At 36.9% G+C, this 21,401-nt stretch carries 19 protein-coding genes; 3 read left to right on the top strand and 16 right to left on the bottom strand.

All coding sequences use genetic code 11. From position 1 onward, the window contains the following. Window positions 1-4 precede the first annotated feature (4 nt). From AB1278_RS08795 to AB1278_RS08755, 9 genes are all read right to left on the bottom strand, one after another. Window positions 5-2,845 (bottom strand): hypothetical protein, encoded by a 2,841-nt coding sequence (locus AB1278_RS08795; protein WP_429813778.1) that lies wholly within the window; start codon window positions 2,843-2,845, stop codon window positions 5-7. 5 nt (window positions 2,846-2,850) lie between these two features. Next, complete coding sequence (locus tag AB1278_RS08790; protein ID WP_429813775.1) at window positions 2,851-4,455, bottom strand: T9SS type A sorting domain-containing protein; 1,605 nt, start codon at window positions 4,453-4,455, stop codon at window positions 2,851-2,853. 264 nt (window positions 4,456-4,719) lie between these two features. After that, on the bottom strand, window positions 4,720-5,130 hold the full coding sequence (locus tag AB1278_RS08785) for a hypothetical protein (protein ID WP_062671818.1): 411 nt from the start codon (window positions 5,128-5,130) through the stop codon (window positions 4,720-4,722). A 113-nt stretch (window positions 5,131-5,243) separates the two neighbouring features. Further along, entirely contained in the window at window positions 5,244-5,642 is a 399-nt protein-coding gene (locus AB1278_RS08780; RefSeq protein ID WP_110011040.1) for a hypothetical protein, read from the bottom strand. 92 nt (window positions 5,643-5,734) lie between these two features. Beyond that, window positions 5,735-8,062 (bottom strand): beta-glucosidase BglX, encoded by a 2,328-nt coding sequence (bglX, locus tag AB1278_RS08775; protein ID WP_429813771.1) that lies wholly within the window; start codon window positions 8,060-8,062, stop codon window positions 5,735-5,737. Between the two features lie 79 nt (window positions 8,063-8,141). Next, entirely contained in the window at window positions 8,142-8,849 is a 708-nt protein-coding gene (locus AB1278_RS08770) for a prolyl oligopeptidase family serine peptidase (protein WP_429813768.1), read from the bottom strand. A gap of 100 nt (window positions 8,850-8,949) precedes the next feature. Then, window positions 8,950-10,341 carry a glucoamylase family protein gene (locus AB1278_RS08765; RefSeq protein ID WP_411412882.1) on the bottom strand — a complete coding sequence of 464 codons (1,392 nt, stop codon included), beginning with the start codon at window positions 10,339-10,341 and terminating at the stop codon, window positions 8,950-8,952. A gap of 78 nt (window positions 10,342-10,419) precedes the next feature. Continuing rightward, on the bottom strand, window positions 10,420-11,871 hold the full coding sequence (locus tag AB1278_RS08760; protein WP_411412881.1) for a RagB/SusD family nutrient uptake outer membrane protein: 1,452 nt from the start codon (window positions 11,869-11,871) through the stop codon (window positions 10,420-10,422). 4 nt (window positions 11,872-11,875) lie between these two features. Next, entirely contained in the window at window positions 11,876-14,725 is a 2,850-nt protein-coding gene (locus tag AB1278_RS08755) for a SusC/RagA family TonB-linked outer membrane protein (protein WP_062671806.1), read from the bottom strand. 366 nt (window positions 14,726-15,091) lie between these two features. Between AB1278_RS08755 and AB1278_RS08750 the strand changes: the two genes are divergently transcribed. From AB1278_RS08750 to AB1278_RS08740, 3 genes are all read left to right on the top strand, one after another. Next, complete coding sequence (locus AB1278_RS08750; RefSeq protein WP_110011034.1) at window positions 15,092-15,763, top strand: DUF4197 family protein; 672 nt, start codon at window positions 15,092-15,094, stop codon at window positions 15,761-15,763. 40 nt (window positions 15,764-15,803) lie between these two features. After that, window positions 15,804-16,109 (top strand): DUF493 family protein, encoded by a 306-nt coding sequence (locus AB1278_RS08745; protein WP_047433612.1) that lies wholly within the window; start codon window positions 15,804-15,806, stop codon window positions 16,107-16,109. Window positions 16,110-16,170: 61 nt separating this feature from the next. Then, window positions 16,171-16,644: a hypothetical protein gene (locus AB1278_RS08740; protein ID WP_411412879.1), complete on the top strand. Its 474-nt coding sequence runs from the start codon at window positions 16,171-16,173 to the stop codon at window positions 16,642-16,644. A gap of 100 nt (window positions 16,645-16,744) precedes the next feature. Here the strand turns inward: AB1278_RS08740 and AB1278_RS08735 are convergent, their stop codons facing one another. From AB1278_RS08735 to AB1278_RS08705, 7 genes are all read right to left on the bottom strand, one after another. Continuing rightward, window positions 16,745-17,095, bottom strand: coding sequence for an arsenate reductase family protein (locus AB1278_RS08735; RefSeq protein WP_110011032.1), 351 nt, complete (start codon window positions 17,093-17,095; stop codon window positions 16,745-16,747). 86 nt (window positions 17,096-17,181) lie between these two features. After that, complete coding sequence (locus tag AB1278_RS08730; protein ID WP_002977952.1) at window positions 17,182-17,796, bottom strand: deoxynucleoside kinase; 615 nt, start codon at window positions 17,794-17,796, stop codon at window positions 17,182-17,184. 27 nt (window positions 17,797-17,823) lie between these two features. After that, complete coding sequence (locus tag AB1278_RS08725; protein WP_343638975.1) at window positions 17,824-18,786, bottom strand: hypothetical protein; 963 nt, start codon at window positions 18,784-18,786, stop codon at window positions 17,824-17,826. An 89-nt stretch (window positions 18,787-18,875) separates the two neighbouring features. After that, the gene (locus AB1278_RS08720; RefSeq protein ID WP_429813758.1) at window positions 18,876-19,898 is read right to left on the bottom strand and encodes a glutaminyl-peptide cyclotransferase; all 1,023 of its coding nucleotides are present in this window, start codon (window positions 19,896-19,898) and stop codon (window positions 18,876-18,878) included. Window positions 19,899-19,933: 35 nt separating this feature from the next. Next, window positions 19,934-20,317: a VOC family protein gene (locus AB1278_RS08715; protein ID WP_395974153.1), complete on the bottom strand. Its 384-nt coding sequence runs from the start codon at window positions 20,315-20,317 to the stop codon at window positions 19,934-19,936. Further along, complete coding sequence (locus tag AB1278_RS08710) at window positions 20,314-20,820, bottom strand: GNAT family N-acetyltransferase (RefSeq protein WP_202839393.1); 507 nt, start codon at window positions 20,818-20,820, stop codon at window positions 20,314-20,316. Before AB1278_RS08710 ends, AB1278_RS08715 begins: the two co-directional genes overlap by 4 nt. 3 nt (window positions 20,821-20,823) lie before the next feature. Beyond that, complete coding sequence (locus tag AB1278_RS08705) at window positions 20,824-21,249, bottom strand: SRPBCC family protein (protein ID WP_395974156.1); 426 nt, start codon at window positions 21,247-21,249, stop codon at window positions 20,824-20,826. Window positions 21,250-21,401 lie beyond the last annotated feature (152 nt).

Here is a 21,401-nt window from a genome sequence, read left to right as displayed (position 1 = left end):
AGTTTTAGTTTCTATAGTTGTATTTCATTTCCTTCAACACTTTACCATTCACATCGATCACTTTCTGAAGTCTGTTTGCGGAATCATAAACATAGCTTTCTCTGATTCCTGATGGTGGTGTGATGCTTCTTACCCCAATTAAAGGATCATAGGTATAGGTGGTAATCTGATAGTTTGGCAAACTACTTCTGAAGGTATTTAGTACAGATAAAAATGAAGTTTCATCATTATTAGCTGCAGCAGAAGCATCTGTATTAGAAGCATTAATAATGGAATCAATCAGTGACTGCTGGATGTCTGTTAATTTGGCACCTTCTATTTTGGCAATGGGCTGGGTAAAGTTATAGCCCCAGATGATGACTGTGGAAACACCTGCTTTTGTAGTGTACTGCTGAAGGTTTCCTTTGGAATCGTATTTATCATAAGTCACTTCGGTAGAAACAACATTCTGTAAATCAGTGGAGACAACAGAGCTTGGAAGTAAATTCAATGGGTTGTCATATTTGGTTTCGATCTTTGAAAGTGTTTTGCAGACAACTCCAATAGTTTTAGTTGTTTCAGTTTCTAAAGGAATACCAATCATATTGGCTGCAATTAATTTTTGATTGTTTTTATCTTGCGCATATTTATATTTTACTTCTTGGATACTTCCGTCAAACAAAGTAACTTTTTCTAAGTTAGGTCTATAATTATTCGTGTTATTAAAAACCGCTTTCTTTATTTCAGTAATACCTGAATTAAAATAACTATGTGATATCGCAGTCTGATCTTTTACCCAAACTGTTTTTACATAGGAATTACCTACTACACCACTGGAAACGGGTAAATATTCAGGAGCATCATATTCCATAAAAGTATAATCAAATGCCTCGTCTGCTACTTTTGCATTGAGAGCGTTGTAAATTTCTTTTTTAGCAAGCAGCCCACTGCGCATAATACTGAAATTGGGCCAAAAAGGACGAGAATTCAGTTCTGTACGAGGGTAATCGTAAGGTGTTTTGAAATAATATTTTGTATAGCCTTCAGTTCCTCCTGAGATTTTTACATTTTGATATATTATGACAGGATTAAGGGCTGTTACGCCATCTTCTGCGGCTCCTCCTTCTACATAGCGACCACTAGATTCTGCAGGATTATCAAACTTGTTATAATTATATTCCTCTACTTTTGCAGGAATAGTTCCTATTTGGATAGATGATGATATTTCATTATAATATTTTATGGTTGATATTCTCGCCTGTCCGGTTGAAGAAGGCTTGCGAACGATAGTTTCAACCGGCTCTCCCAAATGTTTTGCTTCAAAGTAAACTTGACCAAAAGGTATGGTAATACCTGGTTCTGCACTCACTAATGAAACATAATAATCACCGGCATCGGTATTATAAAAAGGAAAAAGCTGTCTGGTAGGATAGTCCGGATCAGGTTCTACAGCAGGTCCTAATGACATAGGTACAGGCTGATAAGAACTACCTACTTTTTTATAAAATACCAGAGACCAATAATTGTTGGCAAGCTGCCCTGCATTAATATCGATCGCAACATAATAAGGTTTATTAGGAAATGGAGCGCCACCATTGTTGACGGGTACAGTAAAAAAATACTTTTTGGCAATACTATTGATTGTTGTGAATGAAACATTTCCCAGATTTTCCTCCGGTACTACTATTTTAGGCTCTTCTGTATAATGAAAAGGAATAAAATCATATGTGTATCTAATGGTTCCGCCAGAAGGCAGCTGAACTTCTCTTAAAGTTGTTGGAATAAAAAGCTCTGGATTCGGATCTGTATTTGGCTCCTGAGTAAAAGTAATACTTCCGTATTGGAATTTCGTTTTTTCTATTTCGTTATTATTGACATCTATTTTAGTAAAAGACTCAAGACCTGTCTGAAAAGTATATTTAGAAATTAATTGACCCGTAACTGTTTTTAATGAAGCACTTTTTAATCTGAATTTATCTGCTTTTATATTTCCCAGATCTGTTGCATTTAGCTTATCATATTCAAATTTGATGAGTCCTTGATTTTTCACTTCAATATCTGTAAGCTTATATTGTTCAGATTCAATTACATCTGGTTCTCCAATGGGATTTGTAACATCCTTGAGGTAGTTATAAGAAGCCAGAATATTCCCGCTTTCGTCTTCAACAGAGGTCAGAAAGAATGCACTGCGATAATTTTGATTACCATATAATATACCTCCATTGGGATATTGATGTACCATTACTCTTGCTCTGGAAAGTCCATAAATTTCGAATTTATACTTTATACCTTTATCTGTTATAATGGTAAAAGAATCCACAACCAGAGTGGAAGTATTACTTGCTGCACGCTGATAATTAATTGTTGAAGAAGTTGAAGTAAGTTTTACCAATTTAAAAGTGTTGTTAGAAGTATCCCTTATAAATCTGAATTTTCCTGATTCCCCCGGAATGGTATAATTATAAACATCATCAAAATAATTCTTTAAATAACTATCTCCTAGTGTGAAATGTTCGTCAAACTCACCTATTATTTCTCTGGAAATTACTCCCTGTCCAAATAAGGACCAACCCCGTCCCAAATCACCAATCCACTCATCAGTTGCATTCACCGGATGATAGCTGATTCCCATATCGATACCAAAGCTTTTACTATTTGAAGGAACACTGAATAAGTTGTAGGATATATCCGGTATTCCTGTTTGTATCGAAACAGGGATATTATTATAGGTTGCAAGTGAAGAAATAGTAGGTACGGGTCGTGTTACACCTGTACTAGAGTTTGAATTTGAAGCTTGCCCGTAGTACAGTAAGCTCATGGATAGTAAACCCAAAGCGATGAGTTTATTGAATATATCTTTTTTCATTGCATTTATTTCTTAATCAATTTAGCATTCGCTGTTTTGTAGGTATCCGTTTTTATCGTCACCAGATAAGCTCCCTGAACTAAAGCCTGGGTATTAATCTTAGTCACTCTATTCTTAGTCTTTATACTCTGAAGCTGTCTTCCACTCATATCATACAACAGAATATCTGCATCCTTAAAACCCTGTCCTGAGCCTGTCGAAGGATCAAAACCTATTTCCACATAAGCATAATCCGAAACAGGGTTTGGATAGATCTTAATATCATATTTTTCAATCAGCTGATCAACCTGTTTGTCTCCCACTTTCACAATCTTCCAATTTTCTTTACCTAGTTCCTCTGCACTGGTTCCTGCCAGAATAATAGAACCGTCTCTGTTCAGCTTTACATCGGAAAGCCTTTCTTCCTTCTTTCCGGATTCTCCTTTGACATGTTTTCTCCACTGCTCGTTTCCATTCTGGTCAAGGTATAACATCCAGAAAGTTTCATCATCTGTTTCTATTCTTCCTTCTGCCTGGGTATAGCCTCCCAATAAGATTCCTTTGGATGATTTATCATCTGCTGAATGAAGAACGCTCATTCCCATCAGGATATCGCGGTTTTTAAAATTGTAAGATTTCTGCCACTGTTCATCTCCTCTTTCATTTAAAGAAATCAGCCAAAGATCTGTTCCTTCCTCTAATCCGACGGTTTTGTTTCCTGACCTTTCTGATCTGGATTCTCCGCCAATAATAAAACCATTTGAAGTTAATGCCAGCGTTCTGATATGATCATCTCCTTTACCTCCAAAGTTCTTTTCCCATTCTACTTTTCCGTTTTTGTCCAGCTTGACAATCCAGTAGTCGCCTTCACCATAATTGCTGCTGGCTTTGGAATAAGAGTCGATTTTCACACCACTTCCAGCCTTTACTTCAGAACTCCTCGAATACATTCCCAGTAATGCCCCACCGTCTCTAGTTGGAATCATCTTCTCTACTTCGTCTAAACCTTTTCCACCTAAGATCAATTGGGAGATTTCTTTTCCGTCTTTATCAAGTCTCGTGATTAAAACATCTTTGGAACCATAGCCTTTTGATGAGTTTTGGACATTTCCTGCAACAAAGAATCCTAAATCTGTAGTTTGGATAACAGCTCTTGCTTCTTCATCGGAAGAACTTCCCAAGTTTTTTTGCCATAGTTCATCTCCGAATTCATTGATTCTGATCAGCCAGATATCTGAACCTCCTTTGGAATCCTCTTTTTTATCCAATCCCTTTCCTGAATAAGAAGTTCCTGCCAAAAGAAATCCGCCATCCTGCGTGGTAACAGTAGCAGACAGATAATCGTGGTTTTGTCCTGAGAAATATTTCTCCCATGATTCTTTCCCTTGCTGGTCAAGTTTAATTAAGTGAAAATCGTAGCCGTTATTCTGCTTTTGGCCGCTGGCTGCTGGCGACTGGCTTTTAGACTGTATAGAGCTTCCCGAGATCAGGTATTGCTGATCAATGGTTGTGGTGACCTGGCTTAGAAAATCCTGGGTAGAAGATTGTATATCTTTCTGCCATATCACTTCCTGAGCAGATACACCCAGGGCTGTGCATAAAGTAAATGCACCGAAGTAGAATTTTTTCATCCTATGTTTTTTTGAGTTAGTAATTAGTTTCTTAAAACTTCGCGAATTTAACACTTTTTAAGATATGGAAATCATTTTTGTGTGGTATCCTGTAAATCATACTATTTTTAATTAGATTCTCTCTATTTATACCAGTTTTTATTTTATTATGATGTAAAAATATTTATCCACAACGTCAAAACATGTCGTATTAAACCGAATTAATTTTAATTATTGACATAAAAAAACCACTCTTGCGAGTGGTCTGTTATTTGTGGTTTTATTTTACTGATAAATGACTTCATCATTCTTCTTGATCTGATAGCTTTTTTTATAGGGAGTTAAAACATAGCTGTCTTTCACGTGAGCTCCGCTTTTCCATATTTTTGCTTTTCCCTGCTTATCCAAAATAATGCTTTTTGCAGCTCCATCCGGAATGAATACTTCGGCTTTAGTCATGCTTTTATTAAAAATAACTGCCGTCATTGAAGTATAGCTTTTGTCTGAGTTTACTTCTTTGAGTTTTATTTTCTGATTGAAAGTCTGTATGCAATTATTTCTTAATTGTGAATACGTATATCCTGCGGAGCCGATACAACCGTGAACATCTCTGTCGCCTCCGAGAACAGGAGTACTTTTTTGTGCAAAAACGAATGATCCAAGGAACATGGTACTGAGTAAAATTATTTTTTTCATAGGTAAAATTTTTGTTTTCTGATGGATTAAAAATATCCCAAAAATGTGATATTAATTAATTTCTCTAAGGTACAAAAAAACCACTCTTCCGAGCGGTTTTTTTTAACCGGATCTTACTGATAGATCACGATATTATCCTTTTTAAGCTGATATCCGTGCTTTTTGTAAGGAACCAATACATAACCATCCTTTTTCCATGCTTTGGCTTTACCTCCTGCTCTGGTAAGGATAATGCTTCTTTCACCGGCATCTTTTACAAAAACCTCAGCTTGTTTCATGTCTTTACTGAAAATAACTGCAGCTATCGAAGTATAGCTGTCTTTCGGAGCTACTTCTGTTAACTTGATTTTCTGTTCAAACGTTCTTATACAGTCTTTCTTAATTTGAGAATAAGTATATCCTGCAGAACCAATACATCCGTGTGCATCTTTGTCTCCACCTTTTATTGTTCCTTTTTGTGCAAATAGTAAAGAACCCAGGAACATTGTGCTTAATAAAATTGTTTTTTTCATGTCGATTTGTATACTAATAATTACCCGAGGTATTATTAAAAATCGTGCCAAAAAACTTCATAACACAATCCGGTGAATTACTTTTCCGGATATTACTTAGTCCAATTGATTTTTGAATGCTGAACATTGTCAGAACTGGTTCCGATCATAATATCAAATTCACCTGATTCCCAGTCATATTTCAAATCTCCGTTATAGAATTTCAGGCTTTCAGGAGTGATATCGAAAGTTACTTTTTTAGATTCTCCTTTTTTCAGAAATATTTTATGGAAACCTTTTAATTCTTTTACCGGTCTTGTAATACTTCCCACCATATCTCTGATATACAACTGAACAACCTCAGCTCCGTCATAATTTCCTGTATTCGTTACTGTAACGGATGCCTGAACCGTCTGATTTCCTTTCGCGGTAGCAGTGGAAACTGCCATATCAGAATAATTGAATTTCGTATAGCTCAATCCATATCCGAAAGCGTATAATGGCGTATTACATTCGTCCATATAGTTTGAACGGAATCTTTCATAAGTACATTTGTCTACTTTATCCTGACTCAGCGGACGGCCTGTATTTTTAGCATTATAATAGATTGGCACCTGTCCAAGGCTTCTTGGGAAAGTCATCGGAAGTTTTCCGGACGGGTTTACTTTTCCGAACAGAACATCCGCAATCGCATTACCTGCTTCAGATCCAGCAAACCAGGCATTCAAAATAGAATCCGGAGTATCTTTTACATTGGTTAAAGCTAATGGACGTCCTGTGAAAAGAACCATTGCAATTGGTTTTCCCGTCTTCTTTAACTCGTTTAGCAGATCAACCTGAGACTGAGGAATCGTAATTTCTGTTCTTGAAGAAGATTCTCCACTCATTTCAGCAGATTCTCCGATAGCCAGAACAATCACATCGGCTTTGTTGGCAATATCTACGGCCTCTTTTAGCAATTCTTCTTTGGAACGGTTGTCTCTGTCTGTTTTTTTACCATGAGCAGCATAGATTTCTTCTAATTTGGCATCATAGTCAATATTCGCACCTTTTGCTGATAAAAACTTAACTTCTTTTCCGTAGTTCGACTGTAATCCCTGCATCAAAGAAACTGAAGCAGCATGTTTTGTCGCAACACTCCATGTTCCGGCCATATTCATTGAGTTATTCACCAATGGGCCGATTACAGCCACTGTTCCTGATTTCTTTAAAGGCAATACCTGATTGTCATTTTTCAATAACACCATGGATTGGGCAGCTGCATTTCTTGCTATATTACGGTTTTCCATATTGTAGACTTCTTTTGCCGCTAACTTCGCATCTCCATGTTTGTATGGATTATCAAATAAACCAAGATCATATTTTGCTTCAAGAATTCTTCTTGCTGCCATATCAATTTCAGCTTGCGTAACTTTTCCTTCCTGAAGGGATTTTTTTAAAGTTGTTAAAAAACCTTCTCCCACCATATCCATATCAACTCCAGCTTTTAAAGCCAAAGCAGATACCTGCTGAAGATCTCCCATACCGTGGTCTACCATTTCATTGATACCGGTATAGTCTGTTACTACAAATCCTTTAAATTTCCATAGATTTCTTAATACTTCCGTCTGAAGCCATCTGTTTCCTGTCGCCGGTACTCCGTCCACTTCATTGAAAGAGGCCATTACAGAAGCCACACCAGCATCCACTGCAGCTTTGTAAGGAGGAAAATATTCGTTGAACATCCTTACATGGCTCATATCAACCGTATTGTAATCTCTTCCGGATTCCCCTGCTCCATATAGGGCAAAGTGCTTTACACATGCTAAAATATTGGTTCCGTTCGCAAGGTCTTTCCCCTGATAGCCATATACCATGTTTTTGGAAATTTCACTTCCCAAATAAGGATCTTCTCCTGAACCTTCTGATACCCTTCCCCATCTTGGTTCACGGGAAATATCTACCATGGGAGAGAATGTCCAGTTGATCCCGTCGGAAGCAGCTTCTCTCGCAGCTACTTTTGCAGACTGCTGGATGAGGTTCATATCCCATGAGGCAGCCAGCCCTAAAGGAATCGGGAAAGTAGTTTCATAGCCGTGAATAACATCCATCCCGAAAATCATAGGAATCTTCAGACGGCTTTTTTCTACGGCCACTTTCTGAACAGCCTTGATCTTATCTGCTCCTTTTATATTGAATAATCCGCCGACTAATCCCTGCTCTACTTTCTTTCCGATATCAGAGCTCTGTGCCTGTCCTGTAGTGAAATCTCCGGAAGTCGGAAGGTTCATCTGGCCAATTTTTTCATCCAATGTCATTTTAGATAAAAGATTGTCTACAAAAGCTTTCTTCTTAGCCTGATACTGAGCTGTCTGGTAAGACTGAACGGGCTTCGTTACCATTTCCTGTGCGGAAAATACAGGTGCCAATGCTAAAGTGGCGATTACAATTAACTTTTTCATAAATCTATCTTCTTAAATTATTGTTTTATATTTTTGCTTTAATTTGATGGGTTTATTTTTCAATCATTGGTGTCTTGGATTACTTTTCTTTCCTTTTGGACAGCATCCATTCATACAAAGCGGGATTGGAGTATGCCGAATCCCATGAATTATGATTATCATTCGGGAAAATAACCAATTCTGCTGAAGGGTTTACAGGATGCAGCTTTTGATAAAAATTAAAAGCATTGGCAGGTAGTACAATATCGTCCATTCCGCCATGGAAAATTTTCATGTTCAGATCTTTAAACCGATGAATATTGGCGGTCATTACCTGATCTGTAGGAGCACAAACTGAAGCCACTGCAGCAAACATTTCCGGATGCTCCATGGCCAGCTTTAAGGTTCCCCATCCTCCCATAGAAAGTCCTGTAAGATAAATACGGGAAGCATCAATTTTATATTTCTTCTGAATTTCCTTGATCAGATTATATACGGTAACCGTATCCCACCATGTTCCTTCCGGGCATTGGGGTGCGAGAATAGCTACAGGTTCTTTGATCAGGTTTTTATAGGTAAACGGACTGTGTGCCTTTACCAGATCAAGATTAGTTCCACGCTCTCCTGAACCATGAAGGAAAACAATTAATGGTACATTTCCTTTAACATCCTGTGGGTAATCCAGAATGTATGACATTTTCTCCTGTCTTTTAATTTCTTTATTGAGTTCCCCTTTTATCTCCTGCGCATTCATTGGTATTGAAAACGGCAGCAATAAAAGAGGAATATGTTTCAGTTTTAGTTTCATATTGTTATTTAGATTTTAGCTAGAGCCAACGGATTTGATCATTTTTATGTAAACGGGCTGCCTTCGGATAAGCTCAGGATAATGGCCCGTTCCTGTTGAGTTATTTTATTCCATATTTGGCTGACCGGAAGCTTAGCTTTTTTAATCCCTGCTGAATTTCCGGGGCATTCATAAATAATTTCCACAGGAATCCTGATCTGTAATTTTCAATCATTGGTGCTATCGTTCCCTGATCTATCGCCAGATATCTTGGGGTAAACCAATTATTATAATTAATGGAGGTCGCATCATAAGGTCCTGCAGATCCTATGAATTCAGGTTTTTGGGTATACATGAATCTCAGGAAAGCCATTGATTCTTTTGGTGTATAGGGAAAACTGCTCAAGGCAGCTGTAGGAGTAATCACTCCATTATCATTGCCAGGCATGTGAGCGGTGTATCCAGTGCTTCCATCTTCATTTCTTGTATATCCGGCTGTAAGCCCCCAATAGTTGGGACCATACCCTTTCCATTGTTTTGGATTTTCGACACAATATTGATAGTCGATAAGGGTTTGATTTTTATTGACGTCAAAGTAATTTTTGACAAGTTTATCGGATAATCCAGTCGGATCAAGCCCGATATATGAATATTGTGCCCAGAAAAGCGGGCCGCCGTATTCTTCGGCATAGTTGTGTTTTACATACAGAGGTAGTCCGTACTTTGTTTTATCTGTAAGGTAAGTTCCGTTTCTGGTCCAGCCTTTATAATAGGTTTCTGCATCAATGGAATAAGTAGGTGAAGAGGCTGCTAAAATATAAGTGATCAGGCATTCATTATATCCTTCAAGAGGAAAATTCATCTCCCATTGGTAATCCGGTGACCAGTGCCAGTATAGGACTTTCTGTCCTCCTTTGGTATACCAGTTCCATTGGATTCCTTTCCACAGTTCATCACATTTTGCTGCCAGTTTTTTTTCTTCTGCATTTCCGTTTTTAAAGTATTCACGAACCATCAGTATTCCTGAGGTAAGGAAAGCGGTTTCCACAAGGTCACCACCATTATCTTTTTTCCCGAATGGTACGGTTTTTCCGGTTTCCCCATTGATCCAATGTGACCATGCTCCTTTGTGGCGGTCTGCCTTAGCCAGAAAGTCCATGATGTGAGTAAGTCTTTTCACCGCTTCTTTTCTTGGAACAAATCCTCTTTCTACCCCTACCAGAATAGTTGCCAACCCGAAGCCTGAGCCTCCTGTAGTGATTACGTGCTTATCGTTATCCGGATAGATATTATCTTCATGGTAACGTTCTCTTCCCAGCATTGAGTTAGGTTCTGCATAGTCCCAGAAGTATTTTAAAGCATCCTTTTGCACTCTGTCCATCAGTTGTTCATCCGTGATATTGCTTTTTACCGCTTCAGTTTTTCCGGTTTCCTGTTTGGCAACGGGCGCATTTTTACAGGAATACACAAAGAATAATGAAGTAATAGCCATTGATAATACGTTCCTTTTCATGAGATCTCTTTTTTAGGGTTTCTTACTAAAAGAAGAGGAGAACTTTCATTCTCCTCTAAAGTTTTTATTGATTAAATTTTAATAGCCGGGGTTTTGTGCTGACAATCCACCTGCTTCCATTATAAAATCTTGTGGAAGTGGGAATAGTTCATGTTTTCCAACGATGAATTTTTTACCACCATCAGCCGCCATGGCTGCCTGGGCTTGTCCGGTTCTTACAAGATCAAACCATCTGTCATGTTCGAAAGCAAGCTCTAATCTTCTTTGTTTCCAGATATCCAATCTTACGTCTGCCTGAGAAGAAGCAGTCGTGTTTCCGATGTTAGCCCTGTTTCTTACCTGATTCAGGAAAGGAATAGCTGCAGATGTTTGCCCAAGCTCATTCATTGCTTCAGCTCTGATTAATAGTACTTCAGCATATCTCAGATAACGAATGTTTACATCTGTTGAAGCCTGATCTCTATAATTGGAAGAATAAGCTTTATAATTATAGAATTTATTTTCTGTATTTGGACCTACATAATATCCATCATATAAAGTCATATCTCTATGGATAATCGTAGCATCTCTTCTGGAATCCGTTGCAGAGTAGGCGTCATATAATCCTTGGGTAGGCGTTGCAAATCCCCAGCCCCAGCCTGTAGTACCTCTTGCTCCCTGAACCTGGCTATACTGCTGGATTGCTCTTCCTGCTGTTCCTCCACTACCATTAATTTCGAAGATAGATTCAGCATTATTTTCTCCGGAAACTTTATAAATATCCTGGAAATTAGTTGTCAACGAATAACCTGTAACCAAATTAGTCTCATCTACTGCCAGCTGCCATTTCTTCTGATATAAATATACCTTAGCTAAAAGCGCATGGGCAGCGCCTTTTGTAGCTCTTTGTCCACCGGTTCCAGAAGGCAAAACTGCTGCGGCGTCTTTAAGGTCTTTTTCTATAAATGCGTAAATTTCTTCCTTGCTTTTTCTGGTTAGCGTCATTTGCTTATCAGCTTCAACCCCTGTAACGGGAACATGATCTACTAACGGAACTCCCCCAAAAGACCTAACTAAAGTAAAGTACATAAATGCTCTTAGGAACTTTGCCTCTCCCGCTAATCTCTCACGTAATTGCGGGTCTGCCTTATCCAACTGAGGAAGGTATTTCAACGCTTGATTACACCTGTTAATCCCCTGATAATTAGAAGCAAACAATTCTTTGAATGATGGTGTTGATGCTGTAAATGTCAAAGCATCCAAAATGTCTTTATCTGAACCTGAATCACTTGCACTTGAACCTTTATCAGCATCATCAGAAACAATTGATGTAACCCCGATCCATGCAAATGTACTCATATTCCAGTCTAAAAACTTAGCATAAATAGCTGTAACTAAACTATTGGCTCCTGCATCATTATTGTATATTTCACCCAATGCGCTCTCAGGAATTGCTTCCGTAGGTGACACGTCGATAAAGTCATTACTACAACTTTGGTTAACAGCTCCTAAAATCAAAAATGCCGCTGCTATGATATATTTTTTGTTCATTTTTTTAAAAATTTAGGTTAACACCAAATACAAAAGATCTTAATGTAGGGTAAGCATCTAATTCTACCCCTGCACGTTTGTAAGGATCTCCTTCTGCAGTAGGATCCGCAGGATTATATCCTGATAATTCTGAGGAATATCCTGAGTATTTCTGGAAAACAAAAGGATTAATTGCACTTACATAAAGCTTAATTGATTTCATATAATCCGTTACATTTTTAAATGTATATCCTACTGAAATATTATTGATTCTGAAATAATCCCCGCTTTCCAGATAGAATGTAGATGCAATTGGAATATTTGCAGGATTTACAGGATTTGCTGCATTAGTGTTTGTAGGAGTCCAAAAATCATTCGCTACAGAAGCTTCGACATTTTCTCCACCATTCCTTTGTGCTTTTTTACCGTTATACACTTTGAATCCGAAAGCTCCATAACCACTTAGGGCAAAATCCCAATTTTTATAGGACATTGAAACATTAACACCTAATGTTGACTTTGGTATGTAAGAGTCAAAGAATCTTCTGTCTCCCGGATCTGCACTTCCTGTAATTCCGTTACCATTCAAGTCTTTAAACTTCAGGTTACCATTTGCATCATAACCATCAGCTTCCCATAAATAGAAACTTCCTAATGCATAACCAACTGCATTAGCGTTAAAAAGTTTTGTATCTTGTCCGTTTCCAAGATTTCCTCCAACAATTTGAGAAACAGGCTTAGAAAGATTAATGCTGGCAAGCTTGTTCTTATTATAAGAATAATTGGCACCAATTGAATAGGTAAAATCCTCGCCTACTTTATCAGCCCAGTTTAGGCTTACCTCAGCACCTTTATTAACAACACTTCCCATATGAGAATAATTCAAATCAGAAATTCCAGTTGCCATATATGGAACAACTCCCAAAATAAGATTTTTGGTCTTTCTGTTATAAATATCAAACGTACCTGTCAATCTTTTATTCAGGATTCCAAAATCTAATCCTAAAGAGGATTCTTCTGTAACTTCCCATCCTAAGTCCGGATCGTAACCTTTATTAACAGTAACTCCATTGCTTACTGGTGAACTTCCAAACGCATAATTATAAGTTGCTCCCATTGAAAGTGGTAGATAATTCAAAGGAACATTCTGGTTTCCGATTTTACCCCATCCACCTCTAAGCTTCAAAAGGTCAAAGAAACCATCTTTCATGAAGTTTTCTTCGGAAATAATCCAACCTGCACCAAAAGATGGGAATGTACCCCACTTATTACCAGCAGCAAACTGAGAAGAACCGTCTCTTCTGATCGTTCCACTTAATAAGTAACGATTCATAAATTTATATTGGAATCTTCCGAAATAGGAAATTGTAGTATTTCTGTTTCCTTTTATTGATTCAAGAGCTTTTGTATCACTATCACTATACAGGTTACCATAGTAATCAACTCCGCTAAGATTCCAGTAATCTTTTGCAATAGGAACATCTTTCCTGTTAATAATTAAAGTCTCAAGCCCATTCTTTACTGAAGCTTCTGTACCTACAACAACTTCAATATCATGGTTTTCAATTTTCTTTGTATAGGTTAAATAATTATTAAGTAACCAGTTGAAATAGTTCTGACTTTTATTGGTTAACCTTGTTAGTGGTGACGTAGCTGAGTATTGGTTTTCCGTTCTCATAGGATCACTATCTAACCAGAAAGATTTTGAATTTACGAAATTATAGTATTTATAGTTACCATATTCTCCACTAAATTGAGAGGTAAACTTTAAATCTTTATAGATATCTATATCCAATTTTAATCCACCTTGTAATAAGAAATTTCTACCTCTTTGATTGTCATAAGCAAGCTGCATCACCGGGTTGCCTACGTTATTAAATCGTCCTCCTTCATAATCGATATTCCCGTTGGTCTTATTATAAATAGGCTGACCATATTTTCCATTCGGATAATATACAGGGACTAATGGTGATTGTTTATAAGCATTTGTAAAAGCACCATACGATTTAGGAGTATCATTAGTAAATGTTGCGCTTAAAGTCTGCGCCAATCTGATTCCTTTGGTAATTCTGAACTCGTTATTGGTTCTTACTGTAGTCCTGTTATAATTTGTTCCTTTAAGGATAGACTGCTCATCATAATTACTTAAACTTAAAAAGTACTTTGCAGCTTCTGAAGATCCTGAAATTGATAAGTTATGCTGGTTGTAAATTCCCGTTCTTGTAATTTCTTTGAACCAATCTGTATTATAAGGTTGATTAGGATTCAAATAATTACTTGCTTTACCAGCATTATTATAATTTGCAAATTCAGACCCGTTAGCCATTTTAATGGTTTTTAAAGGGGTTCTAAATCCAACCAGTCCATCATAGGAAACGCTTAATTTTCCTCTACCTGACTTTGTCGTAATGATGATTACTCCATTAGCAGCTCTGTTACCATAGATAGCCAATGCTGCAGCATCTTTCAATACATCATAGGTCAGAATATCATTAGAGTTGATATTATTAATGTTATCAGTAAACATTCCATCAACTACATATAAAGGTGTTCTTCCACCCAATACAGTACCAAGTCCCCTGATCATCACTGTCGGAGTAGATCCTGGTGCATCGGAAGCTATTACCTGTACACCGGCTGCTTTACCCTGAATGGCTTGTGATGCATTCAACACTTTAGTTTTAGTTACTTCTTCCGCACTGATAGAACTAATAGAAGTAGTGTTGTCTACTTTTTTACGGCTACCATATCCAATCATAACGACTTCGTCAATCTTCTGGACTTTAGCAGAATCCTGCGTAACCTGTGCATTCACGTTCATCCCGAAATATAACACGGCAATGAGACCTGAATACTTTAAATTACTTTGTTTCATATAGTTTCAATTTTATTCAAATAAATTCAAATTTGCACCTGTCTCTAAATAGTGGAGTTATTTAAAATCTCAAAAAAAGACATTAGCCAAAAATATAAAAAATATCCAACACTGTTAAACTATCTTAAATATTTAAAAATTGCTGTATTTTATTACATTGAAAATGCCAAAAAAATAAATTTTATAATTTTTTATTTAAAATCAAGATCCTTTATTCATCATATTTACAAATGAAATTTTAACATTTTTGACACAATATTCACCAAAACATGTACTCAATTTAATATTTTGTTAAATTGAGAATAGTAATTACCTTTGGTGCAGTTTTTGACAAATGCATCTTAGAAATAAATAATAAAAAGATCAATGAAAAAATATATCATTGCAGCCGCTCTTTTGATTGGAACCGGTGCTGTTATTACCACCACTGTACAATCCTGCACTTCATTGGCAACATCAGACATGGGGCTTTCTATTATCAAAAGAATTCTGCTCAATGGTATTGATAAGGGAATGAGTATCTATGGCAACAAAGAAGCGTTCCTGCAGAATAATATGGTTGATAAAGCCCTTCCAAAAGAACTGAGAGACATCAATTCCACACTGGAGAAAATTGCTCCTTCACTGGTAGCCAAAGAAAGAGATTATATAGCACAGGCAGCGGCTTACACAGTGAACACATCAAAACCTATTTTGCAGGATGCAGTAAACAGCCTGAATGCTCAGGATGTAACGAGAATTATGCAGGGAACCACTGCTACACAGATTCTGAAGGAAAAAACATCCCAACAGCTTATTGCGGCCATTGCTCCTAAAGTAGATGAAAAACTGAATGAATATGGAATTGTAAAAACCATTAATACAGCGCTATCAGGCAGTAATTTTCTGGGCAGTCTTTTAGGGGGAAATAACAACACTGTCAATTCAGGAGGATTGAGTAAACTTGCTTCTGAACAGCTGGTGAATGGATTATTCAATATCATTGAAGATTATGAACATCAGAACTCCAAGTCCCTGCTGGGACCGTTTGGAAAATAGGAAAATTTTCGCTATTTTTATATTATATTAACAATTGCAGATGGATATATTACAAGGAAATCAACACGCAAGCCCTGAAGACTTTTATCAGTCTTTGAGGGAGAAACTGGAGGATCATCATGATTTTCCGGAGGATTATTTATTTAAATTTATTATTCCTACAGACCAGGCAAAACTTACTGAAATTTACAGAGTTTTTGATGGTATTAAATTTACACTGGGAAACCGCGAAAGTAAAAATGGAAAATACACGGCCTGCAATATCAATGCATTTGTTCTGGATGCCAATCAGGTAGTGAATATTTATAAAGAAGTAGCAAAAATAGAAGGCGTTATTCTATTGTAAAAACAAAGGCCGTTTCATCATGATGAAGCGGTTTTTTATTATTAATACATAAAAACAGAATATGATGAACATCCAACTGATCCTATTTAATGTCATTTTAGCAACCTCTGCTACAAACTGTATGCACAAAAATAACAGCGAAAATAATACCCCAAATATCTCTTCTGCAGTTCAGCAACAAAAGATTGAACAGATCCGGTTAACAGAAAGAACAAGAGGGTTCAGCAGAGATATTGTTTTCACTCCTTCCTCAAAAGAATCCAATATCAATGAAGAGATTATAAATACCAAAATCTCCACCGCCGAATGGCTGGCAGTTTCCAGGCTGGCTCAGAACATTGACCTACCGAAGATATCTGAACTCAAATCTCCAACTACAGGCAGATATTCTGACCAGGCAATGATATCATCTATGATCATTACCGCTGGCGGAAAAGAGTATACCTCCTCAGAATTTGATTCCGGACGTCCTCCAAAAGAACTGGAAGCTTTATATAAGGCGATAAATGGCCCGGTTACTACAAAAACCCCATAACATAAAAGATCCGCTCTTTCATGGACTGCCCCTAAAAAGTGTCTAAACTTTTGGGTGTAGTCTACAACAGAACGGATCTTTTTTATTTATTAAATTTCGTTTATTTTTCAATAAAGAATTTTACATTTTCAATAGGTCTTCCCAGCATTGCTACTGAACCTTTTACCAGAATGGGTCTTTGTATTAAAGATGGGTTTTCGGAAAGGATCTTTATCCATTCCTCTTCCGAATAGTTTTTATCTGCATAGTTCTCAACGTAAAGCTTATCGGTTTTACGGATAATATGAAAAACACTCTGATTCAGTTTCTTCAGCACCGTTCTTATTTCAAGAGGACTTAAAGGATCTTCAACAATATTAATGATCTCAAAAGGCACTCCGTTTTCGTCAAGATACTCCAGTACAGCGTTTGACTTTGAACAGTTTCCGTTATGTAAAACTTTAACTACCATGATATATTTTTCAAAAATTAAACTTGGTCTTAACAAATTTAAAAAGATTTACCCTGAGTCTGTCTTAATGTTCTGATAAAAATATGTTAAAACAATCCGTGTAGCTCTGCTTCAATCTTCTCCAGAATAAACCCGAAATCTTCAGGTTTTTCAACGAAATCAAGATCATCCACTTCTACAATCAGAAGTTTTCCTTCTGTATAGTTGGAGATCCATTTTTCATATTTCTGATTCAGTTTGGAAAGGTATTCAATACTGATGGATGCTTCATATTCACGGCCTCTTTTATAGATTTTTTTAACCAGGTTAGGAACATCAGATTTCAAATAGATTAAAAGATCCGGAGCAGATACGAAAGACTTCATCAGATCAAATACTGATGAGTAGTTATTAAAATCCCTGTCTGAAAGAAGGTTCATATCATTCAGGTTTTCCGCAAAAATATGGGCATCTTCATAGATCGTACGATCCTGAATAATGTTTTTCCCGCTTTCCCTGATCTCCTTTACCTGACGGAATCTGCTCCCCAGGAAATACACCTGCAGTGCGAAACTCCACTTGCTCATGTCTGAATAAAAATCTTCCAGATAAGGATTATGATCTACATCTTCAAATTGTGCATCCCATCCGTAATGCTTGGAAAGCATCGTTGTCAAAGTTGTTTTTCCGGCTCCGATGTTTCCTGTAACTGCAATATGCATAATATTCTTTTTCCTTGTATTTACCGATTAGTTGATAAGTTTTTCGACAGCCTCAGTCTGAACCTGAGAAATATCTTCAATCAATTTCTGTAAAGTATTGTCTGAAGGTTTCTCTACTGTATTCTCATCTGGCTTTTCTTCCGTCTTTTCTACTGGTTTTTCTGTAGATGGCGGAGGAGATTCCGGCTGAGCTTCGAGCTGTTTTTGCTGTTGGGCTTTCTTTACTTTTTCAAGGCTGTAAAGATAGAGTTTGTTCCCTTTGATTGCAAAATAAGAGAGGATGTTTTTATCCACAATTTGCGCTTCCTGATCTTCGAAAACAGTTGCCATACCTTTTTCAGGGATGTATTGTGAAATGAAATTACCCGCGATAACCATGATCACATCATTTTCTCTTCGAAACCGTTTTCCGTTTTCCAACGGGGCTTCAAAAAGTTTTTCAAATTTCAGACTATAGATTCTGATATGTTTTCTCGTTAAAATATAGACCTTATTTTCATAGACCAGCATGTCCATTAAATCTTCAAAACTGATGTCAAAAGGATATGAATTGATGGTGGTATCATTCCTGAAATTATACTGTATCAAACGTTTTGTACTGTCGTCCAAAAGCCAGAGCTGCTGCAGATCTTCTGCATAAGCCATTCTGATAAAACCAAATTTTTGTTTAAAATCCAATCGTTGAATCTCATTCATATTCTGGTCTACAAATTTCATTTCCTGGGCATTTTCTGAAAATAATGGCACATTCAGAGGATTTTGTACGGTCTGTACTTTGTACGGAACAGTGAGCATCATTTTTCCGATCTGTTTTCCAAGGGAATCATATTTGGTAAAACTAAAATCTTTGTTTTTATAGATATACAGATTTCCGTAGTCATCGGCAAGCATATCTTTTGCCTCCTTCAGTTTTAAAGTATCTAAAGGAAGCACATCCTGCGCAGAGACTGAGCAGAAAACTAAAAGCAGTATCAGATATAATAATCTCAAATTCTTTTTTACTAAGATAGCGCTCCTGAGGGAACGCTACCAATTTACATACTTTATTTTATTCAGAAAGAAATTGTTATTAACTTTTCTTATTTAATAACAACTTCATAAATCTTCGACCAGTTTTTTCCTGTCACCAGCATATTATCCCCTTTGAAGGCAATTCCGTTCAGTACATCATCACTTCCTTTGGTATTCTGTTTTGCGATTTCAGTAAAGTCAAAAGTTCCCACAACTTCTCCATTGGCTGGATTGATCTTTAAAATAATCGGCTTCTGCCATACGTTGGCATAAATAAATCCGTTGTGGTATTCCAGTTCGTTCAACTGATCATATGCCTGTGAACTTCCTGCAACCGCAATATACTTAATCAGTTTTGAAGGATCGTTGACATCAAGGAAATATAAAAGTTTACTTCCGTCAGAAGCGATCAGGTTCTTCCCGTCATACGTTAATCCCCAACCTTCACCTAATACATTTGGATAAGCAAATTCTGAAAGCAGCTTTAAAGAACTTTTATCATAAACATATCCTTTTTTACTCTGCCACGTCAACTGATAAACTTTATCACCTACGATGGTGCTCCCTTCAGAAAAATCTTCCTGAGCCTGTTTCGTAGAAGCCAGCGGAGTTGTTGTTCCCAGCGTATATTTTAAAATCTGTGAAGATCCGTTCTGCCCGTCACTTTCATAAATCGTGTTTCCTTCAATCTGGAAGCCCTGTACAAAGTTTTTAGGATCGTGAGGATATTCGGCTACAATCTGATAAGGAATATTCTTTTCAGGATTTTTTGCAAATACATTGATCGTTGCATCCTGGTTCAGAACTTCACCTCCCTTAGTTTTAATATTGAATGTAACGGCATTGTCACCTAATGTGAAAAATTTAGGATCAATTGTTAAATCTGTTGTTTCTTTATCTCCAAAGCTGATTGTTACGCTTTCTGCATTTTCCGTTACCTCTTTCGGAAGCTCAAGCTTATCTCCGAAATGGTATCCCTTCGCCTCCATTGAAGTATTATAAGTGTTTAATGTATTAAGAATTTCTTTATCCTTATTACAAGACGCCAATAATAAAATCGCTGCGAAACCCGCTATTATACTTTTTTTCATTGAATTTCTAAATATTTCTCCAAAAATAGCAAATTTTATTCCGTATTCCCAATATTATCTGCAGGTTCACCAAATTGTAATAGGTAACCATTATTGTCATATATCGCAAATTCTCTCATTCCCCACTCAAAAGTTTCGATTTCATAGCAGACTTTGGCTTTCGTTTTAAGGTCTTCCCAAAGATCATTCACTTTATTTACATTGAAATAAAACGAACCGGAAAAACCAATGGAAGTATTTTTTTCATGTTCGTTAGGCTGAGACAGCATGATGTATATGTCATCTTTACGAAGGGAAGCCCATTGCCATTCGTTATTCCTGTCCATAAGGCTAAACCCAAGAACACGCATATAGAATCCTATGGTTTCATCAAGATTTTCAGTCCATAAAACAGGGCGAAGTGCGGTAAATTGTGTCATGATTCCTGTAATTCAAAACTATTTCTGTGAATTTTCATATTCAGGGAAACCCATGTTTCCTGATCAATCTTTGCTTCGCTTTTAACGTATGGGTCAAAAGCAAAACCTACTTTTCTGTAACATTCAATAGCTCCGGTATTCCAGTCGTAGACATTCAGCTCTGCTGTTTCTTTATCAAAATGACTGAAGCCATATTTCAAAAGCTCCTGCATCACCTTCTTTCCATAACCTTTTCCCCTGTTGTTCTCATCCCAGATCAGAATTCTTCCCAACAGGAATGTTTTTTCTTTCAGAAATATCTGGGCATGCCCGATTGTACGTCCTGTCTCATCTGTAATTTTAAAAAGAGTTCTGTTTTCATTGAACAGATCAGTTTCCAGCTGTTCTTCTGTGAGAGGAAAACGATATGCCGGACCGGCAAACTGAAGAAGCATTCTTTCGTCTTTTATCTTTGAAATCAGTTGTGGAGCATCTTCTATCGTAAAAGGGTGTAATGTGATCATGATTTATTTTTCTAAATATTCTTTTAAGCTTTGTCCCAAAATCGTATTCCAGCCCTTTACAAAATTTTCTCTTGAAAAGCCTTCTCCTAAGTCTTTAAAGTTTTCAATATCTTCATGGGTCAGCTTTACTAAAGTTTGACCGTCTTCTGGCAGCAGTTCCCAGGTTACAATGGTCTTCATGGCTGAAAAATCAGGATAAGACCATGTATGCTTTAATTTTTCATTGGGTATTATTTCTAAAATCTGTGCGTGGTGATGGTATTTATTCTCACCTCCCGGTTCATAGAAGTTGAATTCCTTACCTGTTTCCAAAACAAAATCCTGGATATCAAAATACCAGGATTTCATCTCATTTTTATCGGTTAATGCTTTCCAGACTTTTTCAGCCGGAGCATTTATGGTGTACTGAACAGTGATGGGTGTACTCATATTATAGGTTTAATATGTTTAAATGTACACATTTTACCTATAATCTTTAACCACAAAAGTCACAAAGTTTTATCTACTAAATTATTAAGTTTAAATTTCTACTCATGAGAAGTACACGTAAGCCTTCAAAATTTCAGAATTTTCCTTTTGTG

It is taken from the genome of Chryseobacterium sp. NRRL B-14798 (genome assembly GCF_050470705.1).
Classification (GTDB): Bacteria; Bacteroidota; Bacteroidia; order Flavobacteriales; family Weeksellaceae; genus Chryseobacterium; species Chryseobacterium cupriresistens.
The sequence above is the reverse complement of the archived record's forward strand: the minus strand, read 5'-3'. Positions and strand labels throughout refer to the sequence as shown.

What these genes read in the sequence shown, in the direction of transcription:
- AB1278_RS08795 (WP_429813778.1), bottom strand. Translation starts at nt 2,845, where the DNA reads ATGAAAAAAGATATATTCAATAAACTCATCGCTTTGGGTTTACTATCC.
- AB1278_RS08715 (WP_395974153.1), bottom strand. Translation starts at nt 20,317, where the DNA reads ATGACACAATTTACCGCACTTCGCCCTGTTTTATGGACTGAAAATCTT.
- AB1278_RS08720 (WP_429813758.1), bottom strand. Translation starts at nt 19,898, where the DNA reads ATGAAAAAAAGTATAATAGCGGGTTTCGCAGCGATTTTATTATTGGCG.
- AB1278_RS08760 (WP_411412881.1), bottom strand. Translation starts at nt 11,871, where the DNA reads ATGAACAAAAAATATATCATAGCAGCGGCATTTTTGATTTTAGGAGCT.
- AB1278_RS08770 (WP_429813768.1), bottom strand. Translation starts at nt 8,849, where the DNA reads ATGAAACTAAAACTGAAACATATTCCTCTTTTATTGCTGCCGTTTTCA.
- AB1278_RS08765 (WP_411412882.1), bottom strand. Translation starts at nt 10,341, where the DNA reads ATGAAAAGGAACGTATTATCAATGGCTATTACTTCATTATTCTTTGTG.
- AB1278_RS08705 (WP_395974156.1), bottom strand. Translation starts at nt 21,249, where the DNA reads ATGAGTACACCCATCACTGTTCAGTACACCATAAATGCTCCGGCTGAA.
- AB1278_RS08780 (WP_110011040.1), bottom strand. Translation starts at nt 5,642, where the DNA reads ATGAAAAAAACAATTTTATTAAGCACAATGTTCCTGGGTTCTTTACTA.
- AB1278_RS08750 (WP_110011034.1), top strand. Translation starts at nt 15,092, where the DNA reads ATGAAAAAATATATCATTGCAGCCGCTCTTTTGATTGGAACCGGTGCT.
- bglX (WP_429813771.1), bottom strand. Translation starts at nt 8,062, where the DNA reads ATGAAAAAGTTAATTGTAATCGCCACTTTAGCATTGGCACCTGTATTT.
- AB1278_RS08755 (WP_062671806.1), bottom strand. Translation starts at nt 14,725, where the DNA reads ATGAAACAAAGTAATTTAAAGTATTCAGGTCTCATTGCCGTGTTATAT.
- AB1278_RS08735 (WP_110011032.1), bottom strand. Translation starts at nt 17,095, where the DNA reads ATGGTAGTTAAAGTTTTACATAACGGAAACTGTTCAAAGTCAAACGCT.
- AB1278_RS08740 (WP_411412879.1), top strand. Translation starts at nt 16,171, where the DNA reads ATGATGAACATCCAACTGATCCTATTTAATGTCATTTTAGCAACCTCT.
- AB1278_RS08745 (WP_047433612.1), top strand. Translation starts at nt 15,804, where the DNA reads ATGGATATATTACAAGGAAATCAACACGCAAGCCCTGAAGACTTTTAT.
- AB1278_RS08785 (WP_062671818.1), bottom strand. Translation starts at nt 5,130, where the DNA reads ATGAAAAAAATAATTTTACTCAGTACCATGTTCCTTGGATCATTCGTT.
- AB1278_RS08710 (WP_202839393.1), bottom strand. Translation starts at nt 20,820, where the DNA reads ATGATCACATTACACCCTTTTACGATAGAAGATGCTCCACAACTGATT.
- AB1278_RS08730 (WP_002977952.1), bottom strand. Translation starts at nt 17,796, where the DNA reads ATGCATATTGCAGTTACAGGAAACATCGGAGCCGGAAAAACAACTTTG.
- AB1278_RS08790 (WP_429813775.1), bottom strand. Translation starts at nt 4,455, where the DNA reads ATGAAAAAATTCTACTTCGGTGCATTTACTTTATGCACAGCCCTGGGT.